Source organism: Roseateles agri, assembly GCF_034043675.1.
Lineage (GTDB): Bacteria > Pseudomonadota > Gammaproteobacteria > Burkholderiales > Burkholderiaceae_C > KK5.
Window position 1 is genome coordinate 528,704 of the sequence record NZ_JAXCLA010000003.1, and the last position, 23,718, is coordinate 552,421.

General features: G+C 68.4%; 22 protein-coding genes and 1 riboswitch. Of the genes, 14 read left to right on the forward strand and 8 right to left on the reverse strand.

Going from position 1 to position 23,718, the window contains the following annotated elements; translation table 11 throughout:
* Positions 1 to 55 precede the first annotated feature (55 nt).
* Genes SNE35_RS10605 through SNE35_RS10625 form a run of 5 tightly spaced genes read left to right on the forward strand, consistent with a single transcriptional unit; the run spans position 56 to position 4,965 of the window.
* Positions 56 to 871, forward strand: coding sequence for an SDR family oxidoreductase (locus SNE35_RS10605; RefSeq protein WP_320422871.1), 816 nt, complete (start codon positions 56 to 58; stop codon positions 869 to 871).
* Entirely contained in the window at positions 868 to 2,181 is a 1,314-nt protein-coding gene (locus SNE35_RS10610; protein ID WP_320422872.1) for a flavin-containing monooxygenase, read from the forward strand. The genes SNE35_RS10605 and SNE35_RS10610 overlap by 4 nt, the downstream gene beginning before the upstream one ends.
* Positions 2,178 to 3,086 carry a bile acid:sodium symporter family protein gene (locus SNE35_RS10615; protein ID WP_320422873.1) on the forward strand — a complete coding sequence of 303 codons (909 nt, stop codon included), beginning with the start codon at positions 2,178 to 2,180 and terminating at the stop codon, positions 3,084 to 3,086. The genes SNE35_RS10610 and SNE35_RS10615 overlap by 4 nt, the downstream gene beginning before the upstream one ends.
* On the forward strand, positions 3,083 to 4,051 hold the full coding sequence (locus SNE35_RS10620) for an SDR family oxidoreductase (protein WP_320422874.1): 969 nt from the start codon (positions 3,083 to 3,085) through the stop codon (positions 4,049 to 4,051). Before SNE35_RS10615 ends, SNE35_RS10620 begins: the two co-directional genes overlap by 4 nt.
* A complete protein-coding gene (locus SNE35_RS10625; RefSeq protein WP_320422875.1) occupies positions 4,048 to 4,965 on the forward strand; it encodes an EamA family transporter in 918 nt (305 codons plus the stop codon). Before SNE35_RS10620 ends, SNE35_RS10625 begins: the two co-directional genes overlap by 4 nt.
* A gap of 12 nt (positions 4,966 to 4,977) precedes the next feature.
* On the opposite strand, the gene SNE35_RS10630 is transcribed toward SNE35_RS10625, so the two are convergent.
* From SNE35_RS10630 to SNE35_RS10650, 5 genes are all read right to left on the reverse strand, one after another.
* Entirely contained in the window at positions 4,978 to 5,550 is a 573-nt protein-coding gene (locus tag SNE35_RS10630) for a PhaM family polyhydroxyalkanoate granule multifunctional regulatory protein (protein WP_320422876.1), read from the reverse strand.
* 31 nt (positions 5,551 to 5,581) lie between these two features.
* A complete protein-coding gene (locus SNE35_RS10635; RefSeq protein ID WP_320422877.1) occupies positions 5,582 to 6,532 on the reverse strand; it encodes a TraB/GumN family protein in 951 nt (316 codons plus the stop codon).
* Positions 6,533 to 6,551: 19 nt separating this feature from the next.
* A complete protein-coding gene (locus tag SNE35_RS10640) occupies positions 6,552 to 8,843 on the reverse strand; it encodes an ATP-binding protein (RefSeq protein WP_320422878.1) in 2,292 nt (763 codons plus the stop codon).
* Positions 8,844 to 8,955: 112 nt separating this feature from the next.
* On the reverse strand, positions 8,956 to 9,249 hold the full coding sequence (locus SNE35_RS10645; RefSeq protein ID WP_320422879.1) for a BTH_I0359 family protein: 294 nt from the start codon (positions 9,247 to 9,249) through the stop codon (positions 8,956 to 8,958).
* A gap of 168 nt (positions 9,250 to 9,417) precedes the next feature.
* Complete coding sequence (locus tag SNE35_RS10650; RefSeq protein WP_320422880.1) at positions 9,418 to 10,293, reverse strand: DUF3108 domain-containing protein; 876 nt, start codon at positions 10,291 to 10,293, stop codon at positions 9,418 to 9,420.
* A 100-nt stretch (positions 10,294 to 10,393) separates the two neighbouring features.
* On the opposite strand from SNE35_RS10650, the gene SNE35_RS10655 reads away from it, so the two are divergent.
* Genes SNE35_RS10655 through SNE35_RS10670 form a run of 4 tightly spaced genes read left to right on the forward strand, consistent with a single transcriptional unit; the run spans position 10,394 to position 13,568 of the window.
* Complete coding sequence (locus SNE35_RS10655; RefSeq protein WP_320422881.1) at positions 10,394 to 11,404, forward strand: fumarylacetoacetate hydrolase family protein; 1,011 nt, start codon at positions 10,394 to 10,396, stop codon at positions 11,402 to 11,404.
* Between the two features lie 9 nt (positions 11,405 to 11,413).
* Positions 11,414 to 12,085 carry a DUF4197 domain-containing protein gene (locus tag SNE35_RS10660; protein ID WP_320423152.1) on the forward strand — a complete coding sequence of 224 codons (672 nt, stop codon included), beginning with the start codon at positions 11,414 to 11,416 and terminating at the stop codon, positions 12,083 to 12,085.
* Positions 12,082 to 12,723 carry a pyridoxamine 5'-phosphate oxidase family protein gene (locus tag SNE35_RS10665; RefSeq protein WP_320422882.1) on the forward strand — a complete coding sequence of 214 codons (642 nt, stop codon included), beginning with the start codon at positions 12,082 to 12,084 and terminating at the stop codon, positions 12,721 to 12,723. Before SNE35_RS10660 ends, SNE35_RS10665 begins: the two co-directional genes overlap by 4 nt.
* Before the next feature lie 56 nt (positions 12,724 to 12,779).
* Complete coding sequence (locus SNE35_RS10670) at positions 12,780 to 13,568, forward strand: ProQ/FinO family protein (protein WP_320422883.1); 789 nt, start codon at positions 12,780 to 12,782, stop codon at positions 13,566 to 13,568.
* Between the two features lies 1 nt (position 13,569).
* Here SNE35_RS10670 and SNE35_RS10675 read toward each other — a convergent pair whose 3' ends face one another.
* A complete protein-coding gene (locus SNE35_RS10675) occupies positions 13,570 to 15,336 on the reverse strand; it encodes a methyl-accepting chemotaxis protein (protein WP_320422884.1) in 1,767 nt (588 codons plus the stop codon).
* A gap of 162 nt (positions 15,337 to 15,498) precedes the next feature.
* Positions 15,499 to 15,894, reverse strand: a complete 396-nt coding sequence (locus tag SNE35_RS10680; RefSeq protein ID WP_320422885.1) for a rhodanese-like domain-containing protein — start codon at positions 15,892 to 15,894, stop codon at positions 15,499 to 15,501.
* A 24-nt stretch (positions 15,895 to 15,918) separates the two neighbouring features.
* On the opposite strand from SNE35_RS10680, the gene SNE35_RS10685 reads away from it, so the two are divergent.
* The 3 genes from SNE35_RS10685 to SNE35_RS10695 all read left to right on the forward strand — a co-directional run bounded on the left by SNE35_RS10685 (position 15,919) and on the right by SNE35_RS10695 (position 20,786).
* A complete protein-coding gene (locus SNE35_RS10685) occupies positions 15,919 to 16,983 on the forward strand; it encodes a homocysteine S-methyltransferase family protein (RefSeq protein WP_320422886.1) in 1,065 nt (354 codons plus the stop codon).
* A gap of 395 nt (positions 16,984 to 17,378) precedes the next feature.
* Positions 17,379 to 17,468, forward strand: a riboswitch (S-adenosyl-L-homocysteine riboswitch).
* 91 nt (positions 17,469 to 17,559) lie between these two features.
* Entirely contained in the window at positions 17,560 to 20,262 is a 2,703-nt protein-coding gene (metH, locus tag SNE35_RS10690) for a methionine synthase (protein WP_320422887.1), read from the forward strand.
* A 113-nt stretch (positions 20,263 to 20,375) separates the two neighbouring features.
* Positions 20,376 to 20,786: a glycine zipper 2TM domain-containing protein gene (locus SNE35_RS10695; protein ID WP_320422888.1), complete on the forward strand. Its 411-nt coding sequence runs from the start codon at positions 20,376 to 20,378 to the stop codon at positions 20,784 to 20,786.
* On the opposite strand, the gene SNE35_RS10700 is transcribed toward SNE35_RS10695, so the two are convergent.
* Positions 20,783 to 22,279 (reverse strand): YifB family Mg chelatase-like AAA ATPase, encoded by a 1,497-nt coding sequence (locus tag SNE35_RS10700; RefSeq protein WP_320422889.1) that lies wholly within the window; start codon positions 22,277 to 22,279, stop codon positions 20,783 to 20,785. The two genes, SNE35_RS10695 and SNE35_RS10700, sit on opposite strands and share 4 nt — an antisense overlap.
* A gap of 297 nt (positions 22,280 to 22,576) precedes the next feature.
* Here SNE35_RS10700 and SNE35_RS10705 point away from each other — a divergent pair, with 297 nt between their 5' ends.
* Positions 22,577 to 23,341 (forward strand): TorF family putative porin, encoded by a 765-nt coding sequence (locus SNE35_RS10705; RefSeq protein ID WP_320422890.1) that lies wholly within the window; start codon positions 22,577 to 22,579, stop codon positions 23,339 to 23,341.
* A gap of 31 nt (positions 23,342 to 23,372) precedes the next feature.
* Positions 23,373 to 23,711 carry a P-II family nitrogen regulator gene (gene glnK / locus SNE35_RS10710; protein ID WP_320422891.1) on the forward strand — a complete coding sequence of 113 codons (339 nt, stop codon included), beginning with the start codon at positions 23,373 to 23,375 and terminating at the stop codon, positions 23,709 to 23,711.
* Positions 23,712 to 23,718 lie beyond the last annotated feature (7 nt).

The following is a 23,718-nucleotide window of genomic DNA, read 5'->3' on the forward strand; positions in this document are numbered from 1 at the left end:
GACGGATCGTATTGAGAAAACGAGATCATTGTGAACGCCGCTTAAGCTGGCCGCAATGGATTCGCGCTCGTCTTTCAGCAATGCGGTGCTCACCGGCGCCTGTGGCGGCTTCGGCCGCGCGCTGGCGCAGCGGCTGCTGGACGGCGGCGCCAAGGTGGCGCTGGTCGGGCTGGACCGGGCCGTGCTCCAGGCGATTCATGACGCTGCGTCCGAGCGCAGCCGCATCTACACGCCGGACGTGGCCGACAGCGCGGCCATGCAGGCGATGGCGGCCGACTGGATGGCCGCGCACGGCACGCCCGACCTGGTGATCGCCAACGCCGGCGTGGCCGGGGGCTACGCCACGGCCGAGGCCGACGACCTGGCTTTCTTCCGCCGCGCACTGGAGATCAACCTGCTGGGCGTGCCCACGAGCTTCCAGCCCTTCCTGAAGCCGATGCTGGCCGCTGGCCGCGGCACCCTGGTCGGCGTGGCCAGCATCGCCGGCTGGCGCGGCATGCCCGGCAATGGCGCCTACTGCGCCAGCAAGGCCGGCCTGATCGCCTACCTGCAGGCGCTGCGGGCCGAGCTGCGGCCGGCCGGGCTGCAGGTGAGCACCGTCAGCCCCGGCTACCTGCGCACGGCGCTGACGGCCGGCAACCGCTTCGCGATGCCGGGCCTGATGGAGCCCGACGAGGCGGCCGCGACGCTCTTGCGGCGTGTGGCCGCCGGAGCCGAGCAGATCGTGCTGCCGCGGCGCATCGGCTGGCTGGCCAAGGCTTTGAACCTCTTGCCCGAGCGCCTGCACGACCACCTCCTGCTGGGCCAGCCGCGCAAGCCGCGGCCCGGCGAGCCCGGCTCCACCCCCGTCCCCGGCCTGCCCGAAAAATGACCCGCACCGAAGAACAGATCGCCCTGATCGGCGCCGGCCCCTCGGGCCTCGCCGCCGCCCGCAACCTGCAGAAGGAAGGCCTGCCCTTCCAGGGCTTCGAGGCCTATGCGGACGTCGGCGGGCTGTGGAACATCGCCAACCCGCGCAGCACCGTCTACGAGTCAGCCCACCTGATCTCCAGCAAGCGCACGACCGAGTTCAGCGAATTCCCGATGGCCGACACGGTGGCCGACTATCCGAGCCATGCCGAGCTGATGCGCTACTTCAGCGCCTTCGCCGACAAGTTCGAGCTGCGCCGGCACTTCCGCTTCAACACCCGCGTGCTGCGGGTCGAGCCGGCGGGCGAGGGCGCCGCGCCGCTGTGGCGGGTGCGCTGGAGCGAAGGCGAGGGCAATGGTGAGAGTAGATGGCAGGAGGCGCTGTTCAAGGGCGTCGTCATCGCCAACGGCACCCTGGCCGAGCCCAGCATGCCGCAGTTCCAGGGCGAGTTCAGCGGCGAGCTGCTGCACACGAGCCGCTACAAGTCGGCGAAGCAGTTCACCGACAAGCGCGTGCTGCTGATCGGCGCCGGCAACTCCGGCTGCGACATCGCGGTGGACGCGGTGCACTACGCCAGGAGCATCGACATCTCGGTGCGCCGCGGCTACTACTTCGTGCCCAAGTACGTCTTCGGCAAGCCGGCCGACACGCTCGGCGGCAAGCGCCCGCTGCCGGCCTGGCTGAAGCAGAAGGTGGACAGCACGGTGCTGAAGTGGTTCACCGGCGACCCGGTGCGCTTCGGCTTCCCCAAGCCCGAGTACAAGATGTACGAAAGTCACCCGGTGGTGAATTCGCTGATCCTGCACCACCTGGGCCATGGCGACATCAAGGTGCGGCCCGACGTCGATCGCTTCGAGGGCCGTACCGTGCATTTCAAGGACGGCTCGCTGGCCGAGTACGACATGGTGCTGGCCGCCACCGGCTACAAGCTGCACTACCCCTTCATCGAGCGCGCGCTCCTGAACTGGCAGGGCATGGCACCGCGCCTGTACCTGAACATCTTTGCGCCCGCCTACGACAACCTCGCCGTCGTCGGCATGATCGAGGCCAGCGGCATCGGCTGGCAGGGCCGCTACGAGCAGGGCGAGCTGGTGGCGCGCGTGTTCAAGGCGCAGGGTGAGAAGGCCGCGCTCTTCAAGCAGGCGAAGCTGGGGCCGCCGCCGGACATGTCGGGCGGCTACAAGTACCTGCAGTTGGAGCGGATGAGCTACTACGTGCACAAGGACACCTATCGCAACGCGGTGCGCGCGGCATCGAAGGCGCTCGCATGAACGTCGACGAGGTCAGGCTCAACTTCAACCCGGCCTCGCTGCAGGCGCTGAACGCCGTGCTCGCCTTCCTGATGTTCGGCATCGCGCTGGACACCAAGCTGGCGGACTTCAAGCGCGTGCTGAAGATGCCGGTGGCAATGGGCGCCGGCATCGCCGCGCAGTTCCTGCTGCTGCCGGCCATCACCTATGCGCTGACCCTGGTGTTGCGGCCGACGCCCAGCATTGCGCTGGGCATGATCCTGGTGGCCTGCTGCCCGCCGGGCAATATCTCGAACATCATCACGCACCGTGCCGGCGGCAATGTGGCGCTGTCGGTCTCGATGACGGCGATCTCGAACGCGCTGTCGATCTTCCTGATGCCGCTGAACCTGGCCTTCTGGGGCAGCATCCATCCGACGGCCGCGCCGCTGCTGAAGACCATTGCGCTGGACCCGTTGGAGATGGGCCTGCACATCGTCGTCATCATCGGCCTGCCCTTCGTGCTGGGCATCGGCTTCGCCCGGCTGTGGCCGGCGCTGACCGAGCGGATCAAGAAGCCGGCGCGCATCCTCAGCTTCCTCGTGCTGGTGCTGTTCATCGTCGGTGCCGTCGCGGGCAACTGGCGCTACTTCCTCGACTACGTGGGCCTGGTGATGCTGGCGGTCGTCATCCACGACGCGCTGGCCTATGGCCTGGGCTACTTCAGCGCCGCCGCAGCCGGGCTCAAGGAATACGACCGGCGCGCGGTGTCGATCGAGGTCGGCATCCGCAACTCGGGGCTCGGCCTGGTGCTGATCTTCAGCTTCTTCGGTGGCTTGGGCGGCATGGCGGTGGTGGCCGGCGCCTGGGGTTTCTGGGACATCATCGCCGGCATGGCGCTGGCGCACTGGTGGGCCAGGCGGCCGGCCGAGAAAACACAGTTATGAAGAAGAGAGTCCTGATCACCGGCGCGGACGGCTTCCTCGGTCGCAGCCTGGTGGCCGCGCTGGCCGCGAGCGGCGAGTGCGAGGTGCTGGTCGCGCAGGATGTGCGCGAGGTGCCGGTGGATCGCCGCCTGCCAGGCGTGGTCTACGAGCAGCAGGACGTGCGTGATGCGAACGTCGTCGATGCGCTGCGCCGCCACGGCATCGACACGGTCGTGCACCTGGCCTCCATCGTCACGCCCGGCCGCGGATCGAACCGCGAGTTCGAGTACTCGGTCGACGTGCTGGGCACGCAGAACCTGCTGCAGGCCTGCGTCAACGCCGGCGTGGCGCACCTGCTCGTCAGCTCCAGCGGCGCGGCCTACGGCTATCACGCCGACAACCCGGACTGGCTGGTCGAGACCGATCCGCTGCGCGGCAACGAGGTGTTCGCCTATTCGCACCACAAGCGCCTGGTCGAGGAGGCGCTGGAGCTGTACCGCCAGGTGCAGCCGCAGCTGAAGCAGACGGTGTTCCGCATCGGCACCATCCTCGGCGAGACGGTCGACAACCAGATCACCGCGCTGTTCGAGAAGCCGCGCCTGATCGCGATCCAGGGCAGCGACAGCCCCTTCGTCTTCATCTGGGACCAGGACGTCACCGGCGCCTTCCTGCACGCGCTGCGCACCGGCCGCGAGGGCCAGTTCAACGTGGCCGGCGACGGCGCGCTGACGATCCACGAGATCGCCCGCCGGCTCGGCAAGAAGACGCGCAACTTCCCCGCCTCCGTGCTCGCGGGTGTGCTGTGGGTGGGTTCCAGGCTGGGCCTCAGCCGCTACGGCCCCGAGCAGCTCGACTTCCTGCGCTACCGTCCGGTGCTGGACAACCGCCGCCTGAAGGAGCAACTGGGCTACCGGCCGGCCAAGACCAGCGCCGAGGCTTTCGAGGCCTTCGTCGCGGCGCGCGCGGCCCAGGGACGGGCGCTGTGAGCGCGGCCCGCCTGAGCCGCGGCGATGTGGCGCGGCTGGCCGCCATCGTGCTGATCTGGGGCTCCAACTTCGTCGTGATGAAGCTGGGCCTGAAGGGCCTGTCGCCGTTCCTGATGGGCGCGCTGCGCTTCCTCGTCGCGGCCCTGCCGGTGCTGCTGCTGGTGAAGCGGCCGGCGGGCCTGCCCGCGCGCTATCTGCTGGGCTATGGCCTCGCCCAGGGCCTGGGCCAGTTCGGCCTGCTGTTCCTGGGCCTGCAGCTGGGCATGACGGCGGGCATGGCCTCGGTGGTGATGCAGTCGCAGGCCTTCTTCACCCTGCTGCTGGCCGTGCCGGTGCTGGGCGAGCGCACCTTGCCGCGCCAGTGGGCGGGGCTGGCGGTGGCGCTGGGCGGCTTGCTGCTGATCGCCTGCGCGCACGGTAGCGGACCCGGGGAGATGACGCTGATCGGCTTCCTGCTGACGGTGGGCGCAGCGCTGATGTGGGCGATCTCGAACCTGATCGGCCGGCTGGCCAACCAGGTGGCGGATTACGAGCCCTTCAACTTCATCGTGTGGAGCAGCCTGGTGCCGGTCCTGCCCTTCCTCGCGCTGGCGGTGTGGCAGCAGGGGCCCGACGAAGTGGTGCGAGAGCTGCGTGGCATCGACGCGGCCGGCGCGGGTGCGGTGATCTACCTCGGCCTGCTGGCCACTTCGCTGGCCTACAGCCTGTGGACCAAGCTGCTGAAGCGCCATCCGGCCGGGCAGATCGTGCCCTGGTCGCTGCTGGTGCCGGTGACCGGGCTCTGGGCCGCGGCGCTGGCCTTCGACGAGAAGCCTTCGGCCCTGCAGTGGCTGGGCACCGGCGGCGTGCTGCTAGGGCTGGTCGTCAACCAGGGGCTTCTTGCGCGGCTGCTGCCGTCGCTGCGCAAGACCTAACCCTCTCTGAACTCAGGGTGCCGGCTTGCGCTTGCGGGCGGCCGGTGCGGCCTTCTTTGCCGGGGCGGCGCGCTTGGGTTCGGGTTTGGGCTTGGGTGCCGGCGCGGTCTTGCCGGCGGCGCCGGGCAGCATCGAGGTGTCCGTCATCGCCGTCGTGGCCAGCTGCGTGAACTGCTGGGTCAGGGCGGTCCACCATTGCGTGGGGTCGATCATCGGCGCCGTGTCGGGTGCTGTGGCGGGCGCGGCGGCCGGCTCGGGCGCCACGGTCGGCACCGGGATCGTCAGCGATTCGCGCAGCGCGGAGAGCGGCACGTCCATCGACTTCAGCGTGGACAAGGTCATTCGCTGCACCTCCAGCGCCTGGATCGTCGCGCCGAGCATGCGGGCGTTCTGCTCCAGCCAGAACTGCACGGTGCGCAGCTCCTCGATGCGCTTCTCCAGCTCCTCAGGGTTCAGCGTGGGCGCCACCCACTGGCCGATGCCGGGCAGGGCGGCACCGGCGTTCTTGACCAGGCTCTGGAGAAAGTCGAAGCCGGGGACGAGCTTGCTGAAGGGATTGCTGCTGTCACTCGGACTGTCGGCCATGTCGGTTCTCCTGTGAGGGTGACGGTCGATATTACGGTGATTCCGCGGGCACCAGGCGCTCGACCGTGAAGCCCATCTTCTTCAGCAGTGCGGGCAGGCCGGTGGGGCCGATCATGTGCAGCGCACCGATAGCGACCAGCACGCGCTTGCCGGTCGCATGCAGCGCCACGAAGCGCTCGGCCATCTTCGGATTGCGCTTCTCCAGCAGGCCGTGCAGGTAGCGGCGGTCGGCTTCGTCGTGCACGCAGTCGCACCAGTCCTCGTAGTGCTGGAGCAGGGGTAGGTCGCTGTCGGCCCAGGCCTGGGCGAGCTTCAGCATCGGGGCGCGCACCTGCTCGCGTTCGAGCTGGTCGAGGCCGTCGTCGATGCCACGGCGCACGTCCTTCGGATCGCGCGGGATCAGCGCGGCGAGCTGCTCCTGCGCCGTTTCCAGCGCGACGACGCGGCGCTCCTCGGCGCGCGCCCGCGTCAGCAGCATCGCTTCCTGCGCGTAGCCGGCGTCCAGTTCGTCCCAGCGGCCGGCCAGCATCGCCAAGGTGCTGACCTGCATCAGCGGGTGCAGCGCGGCCAGAGCCTGCGGCGGCAGGCAGGCGGCGCGCAGCTGCGCGTCCAGCCGCGCCTGGGTGGCTGCGTCGAGCGGGTGGGCCAGCTTCGGGGCGTCCTGGGTCAGCGCGCGGATCGTTTGCGCATCGCTGATGTCCAGCTCGACGGCCAGCGTGTCGGTGTCCTCCCAGGCCTTGTTCAGCGCGGGGCCGGGCAAGGCCCAGTCGAGCTTGCCGACGTGGACGGTGCCGTACAGGTAGGCGCTGCGCCCGCCCTTGCTGACGCGCCAGAGCAGGCCGTGGTCGCGCGCGTTCGCCGCGGCGGCTGCGATCTGCTCGGGCGTGGGTGTCGGTGTGTTGGGCGGGCAGGCGTCGGCGGCGTAGGCGCTGAGGTTCAGCGTCAGCAGCAGTGCGGCGAGGAATTTGGGAAGGGCAGGCATCCTCGCAGGATGCCACGGCTCAGTGCGTGAACCCGATCGAGCGATGCGTGCGGACGTCGGGCTTGATGCGGTGCTCGGCTTCGAGCTGGGCCAAAAATTCGTCCGGCGTCAGTGGTTCGCCGAGGATCTCCACCTGCTGGCGCACGGCGGCGAAGTCGCCCGGCGTCAGCGCATCGAGCGCTGCCAGGCGGCTGCACTGCTCGGGCGTCGGCTCGGCCAGGCCCGCTTCGCGCGCGAACATGCGCACGCGCTGCGGCACCAGCAGCGGCTTGAAGCGGATCTTGAAGGCGAAGCGGCGCAGCGCGGCCTCATCCAGTTCCTCGAACAGATTGGTCGTGCAGATGAATACGCCGGGGAAACGCTCCATGCCGGCCAGCATCTCGTTGACCTCGCTGACCTCGTAGTTGCGCTCGGCCATGCGGCGGCTGCGCAGGAAGCTGTCGGCCTCGTCGAGCAGCAGCACGGCGCCCTCGGCAGCGGCGCTCTCGAACATGCGCGCCATGTTCTGCTCGGTCTCGCCGACGTACTTGCTGGCCAGGTCGCTGGCCTGGCGGATCATCAGCGGGCGCTGCAGCGCGGCGGCGATGTGCTCGGCCAGCGCGGTCTTGCCGCTGCCGGGCGGGCCGTAGAAGCAGAGATTGCCGGCCGAGCGGCGCTGCAGCGCGGCGACGATGCGCGGGATCTCGAAGCGCGACTCCACGTTCAGCAGATCCAGCGCGTACTGCGTGACGACCGGCCGCGCGGCGCGGTCGTGCGCCTGGTGGCCCAGCGCCTTGTCGGCATTCATCAGCTGGCGCTCGATCAGCTTCTCGCCATCCTCCGGCGCGCCGGCCAGTTGCGCGAACCGAACCGCGGTGCGGATCTGCGCCGGCGTCAGGCCGCGGCGTTCGGCCAGGCGGGCGGCGAATTCGGCGGAGACCTCCACATCGGACAGCGCGCGCGTCACCAGACCCAGCCGCGCGCCGGGTGGCGGCGACTTCAGCTCCAGGTGGTACTGGAAGCGGCGGCGGAAGGCCGGGTCGATCTGCTCGATGCGGTTGGTGATCCAGATCACCGGCACCGGATTGGTCTCCAGGATCTGGTTGACCCAGGCCTTGCCGCTGACCGAGTTCGACGCGGGAGCCTCCAGCGCCGAGTCGAGCCGTGCGATCAGCTGCGCGGTGTCGGTGGACAGCGGCGGGAACACGTCCTCGACCTCGTCGAACAGCAGCGCCACGTTCTCGCTGGCCTTCAGGAACTGCTGGCTGATCTGCAGCGAACGGTAGCGATCGCGGCCGGACAGCGAGTTGCCGTCGCGATCGGCGTACTCGACCTCGTACAGATCGAGCCCGACGGCGGCCGCGGCCACCTTGGCCAGCTCGGTCTTGCCGGTGCCGGGCGGGCCGTAGAGCAGCACGTTGACGCCAGCCGCATGGCTGCTGACGGCGCGGCGCAGCAAGGTGCCGAGCAGGGCCATGTCGTCGGCGACGAAGTGGAAATCGACCGGTGCCAGCGGGCTCTTCGTCGCCGGGCGGGTGAACACGGCCATCAGGTCGTGCGGGCCCTGGTACTCGCGCATCAGCACCGGCGGCAACTGGTCGCTGACCTTCATCAGGTCGGCCAGGTCGGTGATGTTGTGCTCGGAGATCAGGTTCTCCACCATGCCGATGCGCTCGAGCCGCGAGCCGGCGCGCAGTGCCTCGGCCACCTCTTGCTCGTTGACGCCGGCCACCGCGGCGATCGCGGCGAAGGCCTCCTGCGCGGTGTTGACCTTGAACTCCACCAGCGCGCCGCGCAGCTCGCGCTGGTAGCGGGCCAAGGTGCCGTAGAGCAGGATCGCGCGCTCTGCAGGGTTCAGCTGCAGCAGCTGGCCCAGCGCGGCGATGTTCTTCTCGACCAGCGTCGATTCGCGCTTGAGCTGGCGGTCCAGCCATTCGCTGGTGGTGGCCAGCAGCGCGAGCATGTCCTTGGGCGCGTCCTTGATGTATTCATCGAGGTAGAAGAACAGCGTGGCCTCAGCGAAGGGGCCGCTCCACACGCCGTGCCGCTCAAGGAAGGCCTGGTCGGCGAGCGACTCGTGGCCGGCCCAGAGCTCGTTGCCCTGGCAACGCTGGTTCAGGTAGGCGCGCAGTCGGGTCAGCACGCGCACCGGCCAGACCAGATGCCGGCCGGTGAACGAGAGCAGGCCGTTGAAATCGCGGCGGAGGTTGAAGCGGCCGGCGTGCTTGACGGTCAAGGTCAGCACGAACTGCGAGCACATGCGGTCGAGCACCGCCGCCTCCTCGAGGCCGGGCGATGGAATCACCTTCGCATCCGCCAAACGCTTGACCATCTCGACTTCCCGCCATCAACAACGATGATGAATTCGGGCCGATCTTGGCGCAGCGCGCCGCGCAGGACAAGCCTGCAAGCAGAATTAGTGCGACTTCGTGCTCATCCCCGGCTTAATGCATCACGACAGGCTGGTTGCCCATTCGCGCGTAGGCCTCGATGAAATCGTCCAGGTCTTCCTCGCTGGGGTCGCGTTCGATCAGGGCCTCGACGCCGTCCTGGAACTGTTGGGCGAGAGCGCCCTCGATGAAGATTTCCTTGCGGGCGAACTTGTCGACGATCTCGAAACCGCCACGACGCAGCTGCAACTCGGGGTTGGCCTTCAGAAGTTCCCCGGGGCGCGGCTCGTCCACCTGCACGTCGAACTGCACGACGATGAAACTGGAAGAGTTGTAAAGCATGTGCATGAGAGCGCTCCTTTCGGCTTCATGTACGGCCACAAGGGCCGGCTTCAAGATCCCGGGCCTTCCGCTTTTGGCAGAAGCATGGACAGATAGTGGCAGATCCCCCTGCTGATCGGGGCTTTGCGGGCCCCGCATATGTGCGGGAAGCGCCACAAGATCACATCGTGCCCCTTATCTCGGGGGCGTGTTCGGGGGCGTATCGTCAAGCAGCTCCATCGCCCAGCCGTTTTCGTCCACCGTGCTGACGGCGAGCTTCACCGGCAGGTGATCCCGCGCCGGATCGAGCCACACGTCAATCGCGCCGTCGTAAGGCCCGAGTGCCGCGCGGCGCAGGTGCAGCGCCGCGGGGACCTGCTGCTGTGGCAAGACCAGTGCCTCCTCGCCGAGGATGTCGAAAATCCATTCAATCGGCTCGCCGCGCAGGCCGGCGACGGTGATGCGGATCTCGCCGCCAGCACCGAAGCGCTGCGGCGCGCCGGCCACGCGGGCGGCCAGCTGCAGCCACCAGCTGAGCCGGTCCTGCACGCCAGACACGAGCGCGAACTGCTCGCGGCTGGCGGAGAAGCTGATCAGGCCTTCCTCGCGCCGGAAGTTCGTGGCTTGCGAATCACGACCCTGGCGTTGTGTCGCGTAGCGCCTTGGCACGAGGCCCTGCTTCGCATCGAGCCCGCCTTCGCTGCGCCAGCCGGGCAAGGGCTTGCCGTCGAGTTCACGCGTCAACAACAGGTGGTAGCCGTCGTCCTGCGGTTGCCAGCTCAGGCGTGCGATGCCTTGACGATCTCCCTGGCGGAGGTGGTAGGTCCATTCGCGTGGCGGGGCGATGTGGACGCCTTCGGCATCCGGTGCAGCTGTTGCTTCAACAAGCGGCGCTGTGGTCGGCGACGCGCGCCTCTTCGTGACGACCTTCATCGCGACGACGGGTATCGTCATGACCGGGATCGGCGGCTCGATCATGCGTGCGCTGATCGCCCTCGTCGACATGGCCTGCGGTATCCGGTCGGGCCAGCCGCCCAGGTACCAGGCATGCGCCGCCGCGCTCAGGGTCAACGCCGCTGCCCAAGGTAGGCTGCGGTGTTGCCACGAGATCGACGCACGGCGCATCGGACAATGCTGCCATCGACCCGCCGAACGACCTCTCCCCAACTCGATGAAGCTCGCCACCTACAAAGACGGCTCCCGTGACGGCCAACTGCTCGTCGTCTCGCGTGACCTGAGCCAGGCCCACTACGCCAACGGCATCGCCACGCGAATGCAGCAGGTGCTGGACGACTGGGGTTTCCTGTCGCCGCAGCTGGAGGATCTCTACACGCAGCTGAACCACGGCAAGCTGCGCCACGCGTTTCCGTTCGAGTCCAAGCTGTGTATGGCGCCGCTGCCACGCGCCTACCAGTGGGCCGATGGCTCGGCTTACATCAACCATGTGGAGCTGGTGCGCAAGGCGCGCGGCGCCGAGGTGCCGGCGAGTTTCTACACCGACCCGCTGATGTACCAGGGCGGCAGCGACGACTTCCTCGGCCCCTGCGAGCCGGCGCGTTTCGCCAGCGAGGCGATGGGCATCGATTTCGAGGCCGAGATCGCCGTGATCACCGGCGACGTGGCGATGGGCGCCACGCCCGAGCAGGCGCTGGAGGGCGTGCGCCTGCTGATGCTCGCCAACGACTGGAGCCTGCGCAATCTGATTCCCGCCGAGCTGGCCAAGGGCTTCGGCTTCTTCCAGAGCAAGCCGGCCACGGCCTTCAGCCCGGTGGCGGTGACGCCGGATGAGCTGGCCGGCGCGTGGGCCGGCGGCCGTGTCGAGCTGAACCTGCAGTCGATGTGGAACGGCCGCAAGGTCGGCAACTGCGAGGCCGGGCCGGAGATGACTTTCCACTTCGGCCAACTGATCGCCCATGTCGCCAAGACGCGCAATGTGCGGGCCGGCTCCATCGTCGGATCCGGCACCGTCAGCAACAAGGACTGGAGCCGCGGCTACAGTTGCATCGCCGAGAAGCGCGCGATCGAGACGATCGAGGACGGCGCGCCGAAGACCGAATTCATGAAGTTCGGCGACAGCATCCGCATCGAGATGAAGGGCCGCGACGGCCAGAGCGTTTTCGGCGCGATCGACCAGGACGTGGTGTCCGCTGCGGCGGAGCCGGACCAGCAGATGAAGGAGTAAGAAGCCATGATGCAGCTACGCCGCCATTTCATTCTCGCCACCGCCGCCATCGGCACCGGTGCCCATGCCGCCGGCCTCAGCGAGGGCGACGCCGCCAGCGGCATCCGCGCCGCGCTGGAGCGCGGAGCCACCACGGCGATCGGCGGCCTGGGCCGCTCCGACGGCTTCCTCGGCAACCCGGCCGTGCGCATCGAGCTGCCCGGCGCGCTGCAGAGCGCGGCCAAGCTGGCCAAGGCCACCGGCCAGGGCCGCAAGGTCGACGAGCTGGTCACCGCGATGAACCGGGCGGCCGAGCAGGCGGTGCCGGCGGCCAAGCCGCTGCTGGTCAACGCGATTCGTTCGATGAGCGTCGAAGACGGCCTGCGCCTGCTGAAGGGTGGCGACACCGCGGCCACGCAATTCTTCGAGGGCAAGACCCGCTCGCCGCTCGCGGAGCAGTTCCTGCCGATCGTGACCCAGGCGACGCAGAAGCTGTCGGTGGCCGACAAGTACAACGCGCTGGCCGGCAAGGCCGCGGGCTTCGGCCTCGTCAAGAAGGAAGACGCCAACGTCCAGCAGTATGTGACCAACAAGGCGCTGGACGGCCTGTTCCTGATGATGGCCGAGGAAGAGAAGAAGATCCGCAAGGACCCGGTCGGCACCGGCAGCGCCATTCTGAAGAAGGTGTTCGGCGGACTATGAGCGGCGACAAGCCCTGGCTCGATCGCAGCCACGATATCGAGGCGCTGGATGCGCTGGTTTCGCTCTACGGCGAGCCCGGCGAGGCCTCGATCATGAAGGAGTGCGACCACGTCCACCCGCTGTACGCGCCCTACATTGAGGCCGCGCCTTTCGCGGCGCTGGCGACCTTCGGCGCCAAGGGACTCGACGTCTCGCCGCGTGGCGACGGCCCGGGCTTCGTGCAGATCGCCGACCCCAGGCACCTGCTGCTGCCGGATCGCCGCGGCAACAAGCGCGTGGACAGCCTGCGCAACGTGCTGCACGACCCGCGCGTCGCGCTGCTGTTCCTGATTCCCGGCGTGCCGGAGGCCTTGCGCGTCAATGGCCGTGCTCGCATCAGCACGGCGCCGGCGCTGCTGGAGCGCTGCGCGCACGAGGGCATCCTGCCGAGCTCGGCGCTGGTGATCGAGGTGGCGCTGGTGTTCTTCCAGTGCGCGCGCGCCGTCAAGCGTGCCGGCCTGTGGGACGCGGCGGTGCAGATCCCGCGCGAGCGCCTGCCCTCGCCGGGCCTGATCCTGCAGACACTCAGCGCCGCGGCGATCGACGGCGCGGCCTATGACGGCGAGCTGCAGGAGCGGCAGCGCCGCACGATGTACTGAAGCCGGGCCGGTAGACGACAATAGCCGGCTGCATTTCTGCCACTGTGCCTTTGTCCATGAACGAGAACACGCCCGAGTCGACCGAGCCCACCACGCCTGCCGCCGAAGCCGCCCCCGCCGTCGAAGCGCCCGAGGCTGCTGAAGACTCGGTCACCGATGCGGTGCCGGCCGATGCGCCTGCGGTTACTGCAACCGCCACGGCCGCCGATGTCGGTGCCCAGCTCAAGGAGCTGTTTCCCGCGCTGTTCACCGGCGGCGCCAAGCCGCTGAAGCTGCGCATCCAGGCCGACATCCAGGAACGCGCACCGGGCCGCTTCACGAAGCAGCAGCTGTCCGCCTTCTTCCGCCGCTACACCGGTGGCACCGGCTACCTGATCGCGCTGACCAAGGCCAAGGAGCGTTTCGACCTCGATGGCCAACCGGCCGGCGAGATCGCCGAGGAGCACCTCGTCGCGGCGCGCGAGGAACTGGCCCGCCGCAAGGGCCTGAAGCAGGAGCGCATGGCCGCCGAGCAGGCCGAGCATCAACTGCTGGACCAGCAGCGGCACAATCGCGCCGGCCTGCTGCGCGACTTCGAGCGCACGACACTGACCTTGCCGAACTTCTGCGCACTGAAGGGCGTGACGGCGGAGGAACTGCCGGGCCTGCTGGACATCGCCCGCAAGGAGCGCGCCGAGCAGCCGCCGGCCCCGCCGCGGATGGCGATGGACCGCCGGCCGCCACAGCGCGAGCCGCGGGAAGGTCGTGAGGGCCGCGAAGGTCGCGGTGGGCGAAGTGATGCCCGCCGCCCGAACGACCGCCGGCCCAGCAAGCCGGGTGGCGGTGGCGGCAAGCCACAGCGCTGAGTTAGAACGAAGTCCAGTCGCCGTCGGCCTCGACGGTGGCCTGCGCCGGTGAAGCTGCCGGCTTAGCCGCAACGGCGGCAGGCTTGACGCGAGGCTTCGGCGCCGCTGGCTTCTTCGCTGTTACTGCTGCTGCCGCCGCGGCCGGCTTGGCCGCCGGAGCGGGCGCCGGCCGATGAGCGGCGCGCGGCGCCGGTGCTGATGCCGCAGTTGCCGGCGCGTTGGCGGACAGCTTGAAGCTCGCCACTGCGTCCAGCAGCGACTTCGCCTGCGTCTTCAGGCTCTCGCTGGCGGCAGCGCTCTGCTCGACCAGCGCGGCGTTCTGCTGGGTGGCCTGGTCGAGCTGAGTGATCGCCTCGCCGACCTGGCCGATGCCCGAGCTCTGCTCGCGGCTGGCGCTGCTGATCTCGCCGACCAGATCGGCCAGCTTCTGCACCGAGACCACCACGCCCTCGATCGTCTGGCCCGCGCGGTCGACCAGCTGGGTGCCGTTCTGCACCCGCTCGACCGAGACGCCGATCAGGCTCTTGATCTCCTTGGCCGCCTCGGCACTGCGCTGCGCGAGGCTGCGCACCTCGCCGGCCACGACCGCGAAGCCGCGGCCCTGCTCGCCGGCGCGGGCGGCCTCCACCGCCGCGTTCAGCGCCAGGATGTTGGTCTGGAAGGCGATGCCGTCGATCACCGTGATGATGTCGGCGATGCGCCGCGAGCTTTCCTCGATGCCGCGCATCGTCATGACCACTTCGCCGACGACCTGGCCGCCATCGCGCGCCACCTGCGTGGCGCTCTGGGCGAGCTGGTTGGCCTGGCCGGCGTTGTCGGCGTTCTGGCGCACGGTGGAGCTGAGTTCCTCCATCGTCGCCGAGGTTTCCTCCAGCGAGGCGGCCTGGTCCTCGGTGCGGGCGGAGAGGTCGGCATTGCCCTGCGCGATCTCGGCGCTGGCGGTGGCCACCGAATCGGCGCCGGCTCGCACGGCGGAGACGGTGTTGACGAGGCTCTGCTGCATCCGCTGCATCGATTCGAGCAGGCGGGCCGTTTCGTCGGCGCCGCTGAAATGGATCGGCTCGCTGAGGTCGCCGCCGGCAACGCGATCGGCGGCCCGCACGGCCTGGGCCAGCGGGCGCGTGATCGCGCGCACGAGCGCCAGCGACATCAGCACGCCGACGGCGATCGCCACCAGCGCCACGCCGGCCAGCCAGCCGATCGCGCCGTTGTAGATGTGGACCGAATCGTCGGCCGAATCCTGCGCGCCCTTCTCGTTGAAGTCGACCAGCGCGCCGACGCCGGTCAGTGTCTCTTCGTAGGCCTTGCGTGCATCGCCGTTCTGCAGGCGCACCGCCTCGTCGTAGGTGCTGTCGTGCATGAAGCCGACGATGGCCTTCGCATGCCCGCGGTAGCGGGCCATCGAGGTATTGGCGCGGTCGTACAGCTTCTTCTCGTCCTCGCCGGTCAGCATCGCGGCGTAGCGCTTGTCGTGGTCCTGGTAGCGCTTGTCCGCGGCGTTCATCGCGTCTTCCGCGGCCTTGCTGCGGTCCGGATTGCGCGAGGCGACCAGCGTCAGCAGCGCGGCGCGGAAGTCGGCCAGGTCGGTGGCCATGCCATTGGCGGCGGCCACGGAGGGCAGCCAGTTGCCGCTGATCCGCTCGGACTCGGCCTGCACGACCCGCAGCCGCGTGTAGGCAAACAGCGAGACACCGACCAGCAGGGCCAGCATCAGGGCGAAAGCCGCGTACAGCTTCGCGGCGATGGTCATGTTCTTCAGCGATTGCATCGAGGCTGTCTCCGCTTTCTTGTCAGCGCAATTCCGCCGTTATGTAACGGCGCGTGAATTATGGAGACGGCCCGCGGCGAACGCCGCACGTGGCGGCGTCAAGAAGCCGCGCTTCCTGCCAAATTTGTCCGCGAACGTTTGCCTGGAATCGCCGGCCCGGCGTTACATCTGCTCCCAGGGCAGGCCGTCGTGGCGCCAGCCGTTCAGGCGGCCGCGCTGGAAATTCGCGTCGGCATCGCCTTCGAAGCCGTGCAGCACGTTGATCAGGTTGTCGAAGCCGGCGGCCTCCAGTGCCGCGCCGGCGGGCAGCGTGCGCGTGCCCGATCGGCACATCAGCACCAGCGGCCGGTGCAGGTCACCGCCGGCCTCGCGCTTCACCTGCGCGACGAAGCGGTCCGCGTCGGGCTGCATCTCCGGATACTCGTACCAGGCGACGTGGACGATGCCCGGCGGGTGGCCGACGTACAGGTACTCCAGCTCCATCCGTACGTCGACGAACAGGGCTTCGGGATGGGCTTGCAGGAAGGCGTGGGATTCGGTCGGCGTCAGGTGCTTCATGGGGCTGCTTCATACAATGGCCGCATGAACGCTCCCATTCCATCGTCGTCCTACACGCGCGGCGCGGCGCTGCCCGGCATTTTGCAACAACGCATCGTCATCCTCGATGGCGCGATGGGCACGATGATCCAGCGCTACAAGCTCGGCGAGGCCGACTACCGCGGCGCGCGCTTCGCCGAATTCGGCAAGGATCTGAAGGGCAACAACGACCTGCTGGTGCTGACCAAGCCCGAGGTCATCAGCGAGATCCACGAGCAGTACCTGGCCGCCGGCGCCGACATCATCGAGACCAACACCTTCGGCACCACCTCGGTGGCGCAGGAAGACTACGGCCTCGGCGAGTACGCCTACGAGATGAACGTGGCCGCCGCCAAGCTGGCCCGCGCCGCCTGCGACAAGTATTCGACGATCGACAAGCCTCGCTTCGCCGCCGGCGCACTCGGCCCCACGCCGCGCACCGCCTCGATCAGCCCGGACGTCAACGACCCCGGCGCCCGCAACGTCGATTTCGACACGCTGCGCGCCGCGTACTACGAGCAGGCCAAGGGCCTGCTGGAAGGCGGCGTCGACCTGTTCCTGGTGGAAACCATCTTCGACACGCTGAACGCCAAGGCCGCCATCTTCGCGCTGGACGAGCTGATGGAAGACACTGGCGAGCGCCTGCCGGTGATCGTCTCCGGCACCGTCACCGACGCCTCCGGCCGCATCCTGTCGGGCCAGACGGTGACCGCCTTCTGGCACTCGGTGCGCCACGCCAAGCCGTTGGCCATCGGCCTGAACTGCGCGCTCGGCGCCACCTTGATGCGCCCCTACATCGAGGAACTGGCCAAGGTCGCCGGAGCGACGGCGATCAGCTGCTACCCGAACGCCGGCCTGCCCAACCCGATGAGCGACACCGGCTTCGACGAAACGCCGGACGTCACCGGCCGGCTGATGGAAGAGTTCGCGCACAGCGGCTTCCTGAACATCGCCGGCGGCTGCTGCGGCACCACGCCCGCGCACATCGCCGCGATCGCGCAGAAGGTCTCGGCCTACCAGCCCCGTCCCCACGGCTCGAATTTCCTCAGCGGCTTGGTCGAGACGGTCTGAGCGCTGTGCAGTAACGGCGCCCACAAGACTCTCAACAGTGTTGAGAGAAATGCTGCCGTTAGCCGAACAGTATTTCGGTTGTTTATTCCGTGTCGGCTCGGCGGGAGCCACGGGCTGCGGGTGGGGGCGTCCACTTCATGTCCCCCGGCCGCTGCGCGGCCTCCTCCTCTACTTCCGTGGCCGCCCCCACCCACATCCCGAGGCAGGCCACCAGCGATCGTTCGCGGCACAAGCGGGGTGGTGGGGTGCCCCAAAGCGCAGGTAAAGGAGGAGCCCGCGAAGCGGGCGGGGGACACGGAGCTTTGGGGTACCCCGCCACCCTGCGCTCTACACGAGTGCTGGCTTGAGGCTTTGTGATCCCCGGGAATGTCGAGACGGCGCATAAAATGCGCGCTCGGTTCAAGGAGCGTTGCGAGGGAGATCGTCTGGTTCTCCGCCAGGCTTGGACCCAGCGGGCATGCCCGGCTCAACGACGCTCACCGATCCTCTGTTTTCCAGTGGCCGCGGTGAGTTCGCGGCCCATCGAAGGCCGCCATGTCTAACGTCAATTCTCCGCTGACCGCTCCTGTTCCCCCGATGAAGCTCTCCGGCCTGGAGCCGGTGGCCATCGGCCAGGGCACGCTGTTCGTCAACGTCGGCGAGCGCACCAACGTCACCGGCTCCAAGGCCTTCGCGCGGATGATCCTGAACGGGCAGTTCGAGGAGGCGCTGGCCGTGGCGCGGCAGCAGGTCGAGAACGGCGCGCAGGTGATCGACGTCAACATGGACGAGGCCATGCTGGACAGCAAGGCCGCGATGGTCCGCTTCCTGAACCTGATCGCGTCGGAGCCCGAGATCGCGCGCGTGCCGATCATGGTCGATTCGTCGAAGTGGGAGGTGATCGAGGCGGGCCTGAAGTGCATCCAGGGCAAGGGCATCGTCAACTCGATCTCGATGAAGGAGGGCGAGGCCGAGTTCCGCCGCCAGGCGAATCTCGTGCGCCGCTACGGTGCCGCCGCCGTCGTCATGGCCTTCGACGAGAAGGGCCAGGCCGACACCTTCGCGCGCAAGATCGAGATCTGCGAACGGGCCTACAAGGTGCTGGTGAACGAGGTCGGCTTCCCGCCCGAGGACATCATCTTCGACCCGAACATCTTCGCGATCGCCACCGGCATCGAGGAGCACGACAACTACGCGGTCGACTTCATCAACGCCACACGCTGGATCAAGCAGAACCTGCCCGGCGCCAAGGTCAGCGGCGGCGTGTCGAACGTGAGCTTCAGCTTCCGCGGCAACGACCCGGTGCGCGAGGCGATCCACACGGTCTTCCTGTACCACGCGATCCAGGCCGGCATGGACATGGGCATCGTCAACGCCGGCATGGTCGGCGTCTACGACGACCTGGAGCCGACGCTGCGCGAGCGCGTCGAGGACGTGGTGCTGAACCGCCGGCCCGACGCGGGCGAACGCCTCGTCGAGATCGCCGACACGGCCAAGGGTGCGGCCAAGGATGATTCGGCGCGCCTGGCCTGGCGGGCCAACGACGTGAATGCGCGGCTGTCCCACGCGATGGTGCACGGCATCACCGACTTCATCGTCGAGGACACCGAAGAGGCCTGGCAGGCGATCAGCGCGACAGGCGGCCGGCCGCTGCACGTGATCGAAGGCCCGCTGATGGCCGGCATGAACATCGTCGGCGACCTGTTCGGCGCGGGCAAGATGTTCCTGCCGCAGGTGGTCAAGTCGGCCCGCGTGATGAAGTCCGCGGTGGCGCACCTGGTGCCCTACATCGAGGAAGAGAAGCGCCAGCTCGAAGCGGCCGGCGGCGACGTGAAGCCCAAGGGCAAGATCGTCATCGCCACCGTCAAGGGCGACGTGCATGACATCGGCAAGAACATCGTCACCGTGGTCCTGCAGTGCAACAACTACGAGGTGGTGAACATGGGCGTGATGGTGGCCTGCCAGGACATCCTGGCCAAGGCCAAGGTGGAGGGTGCCGACATCATCGGCCTCTCCGGCCTGATCACGCCGAGTCTGGAGGAGATGCAGCACGTCGCCGCCGAGATGCAGCGCGACGACTACTTCCGCATCAAGAAGATCCCGCTGCTGATCGGCGGCGCCACCACCAGCCGCGTGCACACGGCGGTCAAGATCAGCCCGCACTACGAAGGCCCGGTCGTCTACGTGCCCGACGCCTCGCGCTCGGTGGGCGTCTGCACCGAACTGCTCAGCGACGAGCGCGCCACGGCCTTCATCGACGAGCTGAAGGCCGACTACGAGAAGGTCCGCCATCTCCACGCGAACAAGAAGCAGACGCCGCTGGTGACCTTGGCCCAGGCGCGGGCCAACAAGGTGCCCGTCGATTGGCAGGCTTACCTGCCGCCGATGCCGAAGTTCATCGGCCGGCGCGTCTTCAAGAACTACGACCTGGCCGAACTGGCCCAGCACATCGACTGGGGCCCCTTCTTCCAGACCTGGGACCTGGCCGGGCCCTTCCCGCAGATCCTGAAGGACGAGATCGTCGGCAGCGAGGCGCAGCGCGTGCTCAGCGACGGCAAGCGCATGCTGCAGCGCCTGATCGAGGGCCGCTGGCTGCAGGCCTCGGGCGTGTTCGGCCTCTACCCGGCCGCGCAGGTGAACGATGACGACATCGAGATCTACGAGGACGAGTCGCGCAGCAAGGTGCTAATGACCTGGCGTGGACTGCGCATGCAGTCGGAACGCCCGGTCGTCGACGGCGTGATGCGCCCGAATCGCTGCCTGGCCGACTACATCGCGCCCAAGGGCAAGGTGCCCGACTACATCGGCCTCTTCGCCGTCACCGCCGGCCTCGGCGTGGACAAGAAGGAGCAGCAGTTCATCAAGGACCTGGACGACTACTCGGCCATCATGCTGAAGGCCCTGGCCGACCGGCTGGCCGAGGCCTTCGCCGAGCGCCTGCACCAGCGCGTGCGCACCGAGTTCTGGGCCTACGCGCCCGACGAGGGCCTCAGCAACGAGGACATGATCGCCGAGAAGTACCGCGGCATCCGCCCGGCGCCCGGCTACCCGGCCTGCCCGGACCACCTGTCCAAGCGCGACATCTTCGAGGTGCTGAACCCGGCCGAGATCGGCATGGGCCTGACCGATGCGATGGCGATGACGCCGGCGGCCAGCGTCAGCGGCTTCTACATGGCGCATCCCGACGCAAGCTACTTCAACGTCGGCCGCATCGGCGACGACCAGCTGAAGGACTGGGCCGAACGGATGGCGCTGGACGAAGTGGCGGCCGGCCGCGCGCTGGCGCCTCTGCTCGGCTGACGTGGGCTAACAGCGTCTTACAACTGCACGCGGCGGGATTCGACCGGCGGCAGCAGCGGATGGCATGCTGAATGCCCTCCGTTGACTATCGCTGTTAGAACAAGGTTACTGATATGAAGACCCTCGCCGCTCTCGCCCTGTCCATGGCCGCCATCACCGCACAGGCGGCTCCGGAGTCCCTGTGCCGCGATTGCATGCGCGTGCTGAACATCCACGTCGAGCAGCGCAAGGCCGAGTCCGGCAGCGGTGCCGGTGCCATCGGCGGCGCGGTCGTCGGCGGCCTGCTCGGCAACCGCCTCGGCGGCGGCACGGGCCGCGCGCTGATGACGGTGGGCGGCGCCGCGGCCGGCGGCTATGCCGGCAACGAGATCGAGAAGAACATGCACAAGTACAGCGTCTGGGTCGTCGACCTGAAGCGTGCCGACGGCACCAACCGCCGCCGCGAGTTGCGCAGCGATCCGCATCTGCGCCAGGGCGACGTCGTCGTCGTGCAGAAGGACGGCCGCCTGGTGCGTCGCGGCTAACGTCGCAACTGGATCGCCTCGGCCATGTGCGCGCTGCCGATCTCGCGTGCGCCTGCCAGGTCGGCGATCGTCCGCGCGACGCGCAGCACCCGGTGGTAGCTGCGGCCTGACCAGCCGAGTCGCTCGGCGGCCTTCAGCAGCAAGCTCATCGCGGCACCGCTCGGCAACGCGTGGTCGTCGAGCAGCTGCGGCTCCAGCAGTGCATTGACGCAGGCCTGGCGAGCCATCGCCCGCTCGCGTGCGGCTCGTACGCGTTCTGCCACGATGGCGGTGGACTCGCCATCCGGTGCCGCGGCCAGCGCTGCCGGCGGCATCGCGGGCACCTCGATGCGCAGGTCGATGCGGTCGAGGAAGGGGCCGCTGAGGCGGGCCTGGTAGCGGGCGATCTGTTCGGAGGTGCAGCGGCATTCGCGCAGCGGATTGCCAGCTTGCCCGCAAGGGCAGGGGTTTCTTGCCGCGATAAGTTGGAAGCGGGCAGGGAACTCGCTCTGCCGTGCGGCGCGCGAGATCGTGATGCGGCCGGTCTCCATCGGTTCGCGCAGCGCTTCCAGCGCGGCCCGGTTGAACTCGGGCAACTCATCCAAGAAGAGAACTGAGTTCAGCGCCAGCGAGATCTCGCCCGGCCGCGGCGGTGAACCACCGCCGACCAGCGCCGCGCTGGACGCGCTGTGATGCGGGCTGCGCAGGATGCGCCGGCCCCACATCGAGGGATCGAACTGGCCGGCCAGGCTCAGCACCGCGGCCGAATCCAGCGCCTCGTCGTCGTTCAGCGGCGGCAGCAGGCCGACGAGGCGTTGCGCCAGCATCGACTTGCCGGTGCCCGGCGGGCCCGTCATCAGCAGGGAATGAGAGCCCGCCGCGGCGATCTCCAGCGCCCGCTTCGCGCCGGCCTGGCCCTTGATGTCGCGCAGCTCGGGCAGCGCTGGTGGCGTGCCGCGCGGCAAGGGCTCGGCGACAGGCAGCGGCGCCTCGCTGGCGGGCACCAGTGCGGCGACGACGTCGAGCAGGTGCGTGGCGCGGCGCACGTCGACGTTGCCGACCAGCGCTGCCTCGGCCGCGCTGGCCGGGGGCAGCACCAGTGTCTTGCCACCGCCTTCGCGCCGCAGCGCCAGGCCCATCGCCAGCGCGCCACGCACCGGCCGCAATTCACCAGTCAGTGACAACTCGCCGGCGCACTCGATCCGGTCGAGCTGCGCCGCGTCGATCTGCCCGCTGGCGGCCAGGATGCCCAGCGCAATGGGGAGGTCGAAGCGGCCGCCTTCCTTGGGCAGCTCGGCCGGTGCGAGGTTGACCACGATCTTCTTGTTGTGGGGAAAACTCAGCCCACTGGTCTGGATCGCCGCCCGCACGCGCTCGCGCGATTCCTTCACCTCCGTTTCCGCGAGGCCCACCAGCGTGAACGAGGGCAGGCCGTTGGCCAGGTGGACTTCGACGCTGACGGCGGCGGCGCAGAGGCCGTCGAGGGCGCGGCTGTGAACGATGGCGAGGGACATCGGCGGAACTCCGGGGGATTGCTGGCGGAAACCGAGGGCGGGATTGTGCATGGCCCGACCGTTTTGGCGGCGCACGAAATAGGTGCGCGCTCGCCGGTCGCGTTTTCGGCCGATTGGCGCCAATTTGGTGCGTGAATGTGCGAGTTGCCCGGGTTCACCCTTGGTTATGGGTCATGGAAGGCCCGGCATGAGGCACGGATGCACCGCCACGCGCCACTCCGGCCTTGGCACGGAAGCTGCAAAGACCGGTCGAAGTCTGCCTGCCTCTCCCCAAATCCCCCTAATCAGGAGAACACGATGAAGTCGATTCTTGCCGTGCTGGCCGCCACCCTGGCCACGAGCGCCCTGCCGGCTTTTGCCGCCGACGAAGCGCCCGCCGAGCCGGCTGCGGCTCCGGCCGATCCCTTGTCGTTCAACGTCAGCGTGACCAGCGACTACCGCTACCGTGGCATCTCGCAGACGCGCCGCAAGCCGGCCCTGCAGGGCGGCGCGGACTACGCCTTCGACAGCGGCTTCTACATCGGCACCTGGCTGTCGACGATCAAGTGGATCAAGGACGCCGGCGGCGACAGCAACGTCGAGTGGGACATCTACGGCGGCTACAAGACCGAGGTCGCCAAGGGCCTGACCCTGGACGTCGGCGTGCTGCAGTACGAATACGTCAACAACAAGCTGGGTGACGTGGCCGGCTGGGCCAACGCGAACACCACCGAGATCTACGGCGCGCTGACCTTCGGCCCGGTCACCGCCAAGTACTCGCACAGCCTGACCAACCTGTTCGGCACCGTCGACTCGAAGAACAGCGGCTACCTCGACGTGTCCGCGGCGCTGGACGTCGGCGGCGGCTTCACCCTGACGCCGCACGTCGGCCACCAGACGGTCAAGAACTGGTCTGCCGGCTCGTACACCGACTACTCGCTGACCTTGAACAAGGACTTCGCGGGCTTCACCTTCGGCGCCGCCGTGATCGGCACCGACGCGACCAAGTCCTCCTATTCGGATCCGAACGGCAAGTTCAACGGCAAGACCCAGCTGGTCGTGTCGGTGAAGAAGACGTTCTGAGCAGACATCACGGACACACCAGGAGCTGAGCATGAAATTGATCACCGCCGTCATCAAGCCCTTCAAGCTTGACGAAGTGCGCGAGGCGCTGAGCGCCATCGGCGTGCAGGGCTTGACCGTCACCGAGGTGAAGGGCTTCGGCCGCCAGAAGGGCCACACCGAGCTGTACCGCGGCGCGGAGTACGTCGTCGACTTCCTGCCCAAGGTGAAGATCGAGGCGGCGGTGGCGGACGACGTGGTCGAGCGCGTCATCGAAGCGATCGAGACGGCCGCCCGCACCGGCAAGATCGGTGACGGAAAGATCTTCGTCTCGCCGCTGGACCAGGTGGTGCGCATCCGCACCGGCGAAACGGGCCAGGACGCGCTCTAAGCCATAA

Excerpts from the sequence above, each read along its gene's own strand:
- SNE35_RS10695 (WP_320422888.1), top strand. The coding sequence starts at position 20,376 with ATGAAGACCCTCGCCGCTCTCGCCCTGTCCATGGCCGCCATCACCGCA.
- SNE35_RS10635 (WP_320422877.1), bottom strand. The coding sequence starts at position 6,532 with ATGCCTGCCCTTCCCAAATTCCTCGCCGCACTGCTGCTGACGCTGAAC.
- SNE35_RS10685 (WP_320422886.1), top strand. The coding sequence starts at position 15,919 with ATGAACGCTCCCATTCCATCGTCGTCCTACACGCGCGGCGCGGCGCTG.
- SNE35_RS10615 (WP_320422873.1), top strand. The coding sequence starts at position 2,178 with ATGAACGTCGACGAGGTCAGGCTCAACTTCAACCCGGCCTCGCTGCAG.
- SNE35_RS10660 (WP_320423152.1), top strand. The coding sequence starts at position 11,414 with ATGCAGCTACGCCGCCATTTCATTCTCGCCACCGCCGCCATCGGCACC.
- SNE35_RS10610 (WP_320422872.1), top strand. The coding sequence starts at position 868 with ATGACCCGCACCGAAGAACAGATCGCCCTGATCGGCGCCGGCCCCTCG.
- SNE35_RS10605 (WP_320422871.1), top strand. The coding sequence starts at position 56 with ATGGATTCGCGCTCGTCTTTCAGCAATGCGGTGCTCACCGGCGCCTGT.
- metH (WP_320422887.1), top strand. The coding sequence starts at position 17,560 with ATGAAGCTCTCCGGCCTGGAGCCGGTGGCCATCGGCCAGGGCACGCTG.
- SNE35_RS10640 (WP_320422878.1), bottom strand. The coding sequence starts at position 8,843 with ATGGTCAAGCGTTTGGCGGATGCGAAGGTGATTCCATCGCCCGGCCTC.
- SNE35_RS10700 (WP_320422889.1), bottom strand. The coding sequence starts at position 22,279 with ATGTCCCTCGCCATCGTTCACAGCCGCGCCCTCGACGGCCTCTGCGCC.
- SNE35_RS10630 (WP_320422876.1), bottom strand. The coding sequence starts at position 5,550 with ATGGCCGACAGTCCGAGTGACAGCAGCAATCCCTTCAGCAAGCTCGTC.
- SNE35_RS10705 (WP_320422890.1), top strand. The coding sequence starts at position 22,577 with ATGAAGTCGATTCTTGCCGTGCTGGCCGCCACCCTGGCCACGAGCGCC.
- SNE35_RS10670 (WP_320422883.1), top strand. The coding sequence starts at position 12,780 with ATGAACGAGAACACGCCCGAGTCGACCGAGCCCACCACGCCTGCCGCC.
- SNE35_RS10620 (WP_320422874.1), top strand. The coding sequence starts at position 3,083 with ATGAAGAAGAGAGTCCTGATCACCGGCGCGGACGGCTTCCTCGGTCGC.
- glnK (WP_320422891.1), top strand. The coding sequence starts at position 23,373 with ATGAAATTGATCACCGCCGTCATCAAGCCCTTCAAGCTTGACGAAGTG.
- SNE35_RS10655 (WP_320422881.1), top strand. The coding sequence starts at position 10,394 with ATGAAGCTCGCCACCTACAAAGACGGCTCCCGTGACGGCCAACTGCTC.
- SNE35_RS10665 (WP_320422882.1), top strand. The coding sequence starts at position 12,082 with ATGAGCGGCGACAAGCCCTGGCTCGATCGCAGCCACGATATCGAGGCG.
- SNE35_RS10645 (WP_320422879.1), bottom strand. The coding sequence starts at position 9,249 with ATGCACATGCTTTACAACTCTTCCAGTTTCATCGTCGTGCAGTTCGAC.
- SNE35_RS10680 (WP_320422885.1), bottom strand. The coding sequence starts at position 15,894 with ATGAAGCACCTGACGCCGACCGAATCCCACGCCTTCCTGCAAGCCCAT.
- SNE35_RS10675 (WP_320422884.1), bottom strand. The coding sequence starts at position 15,336 with ATGCAATCGCTGAAGAACATGACCATCGCCGCGAAGCTGTACGCGGCT.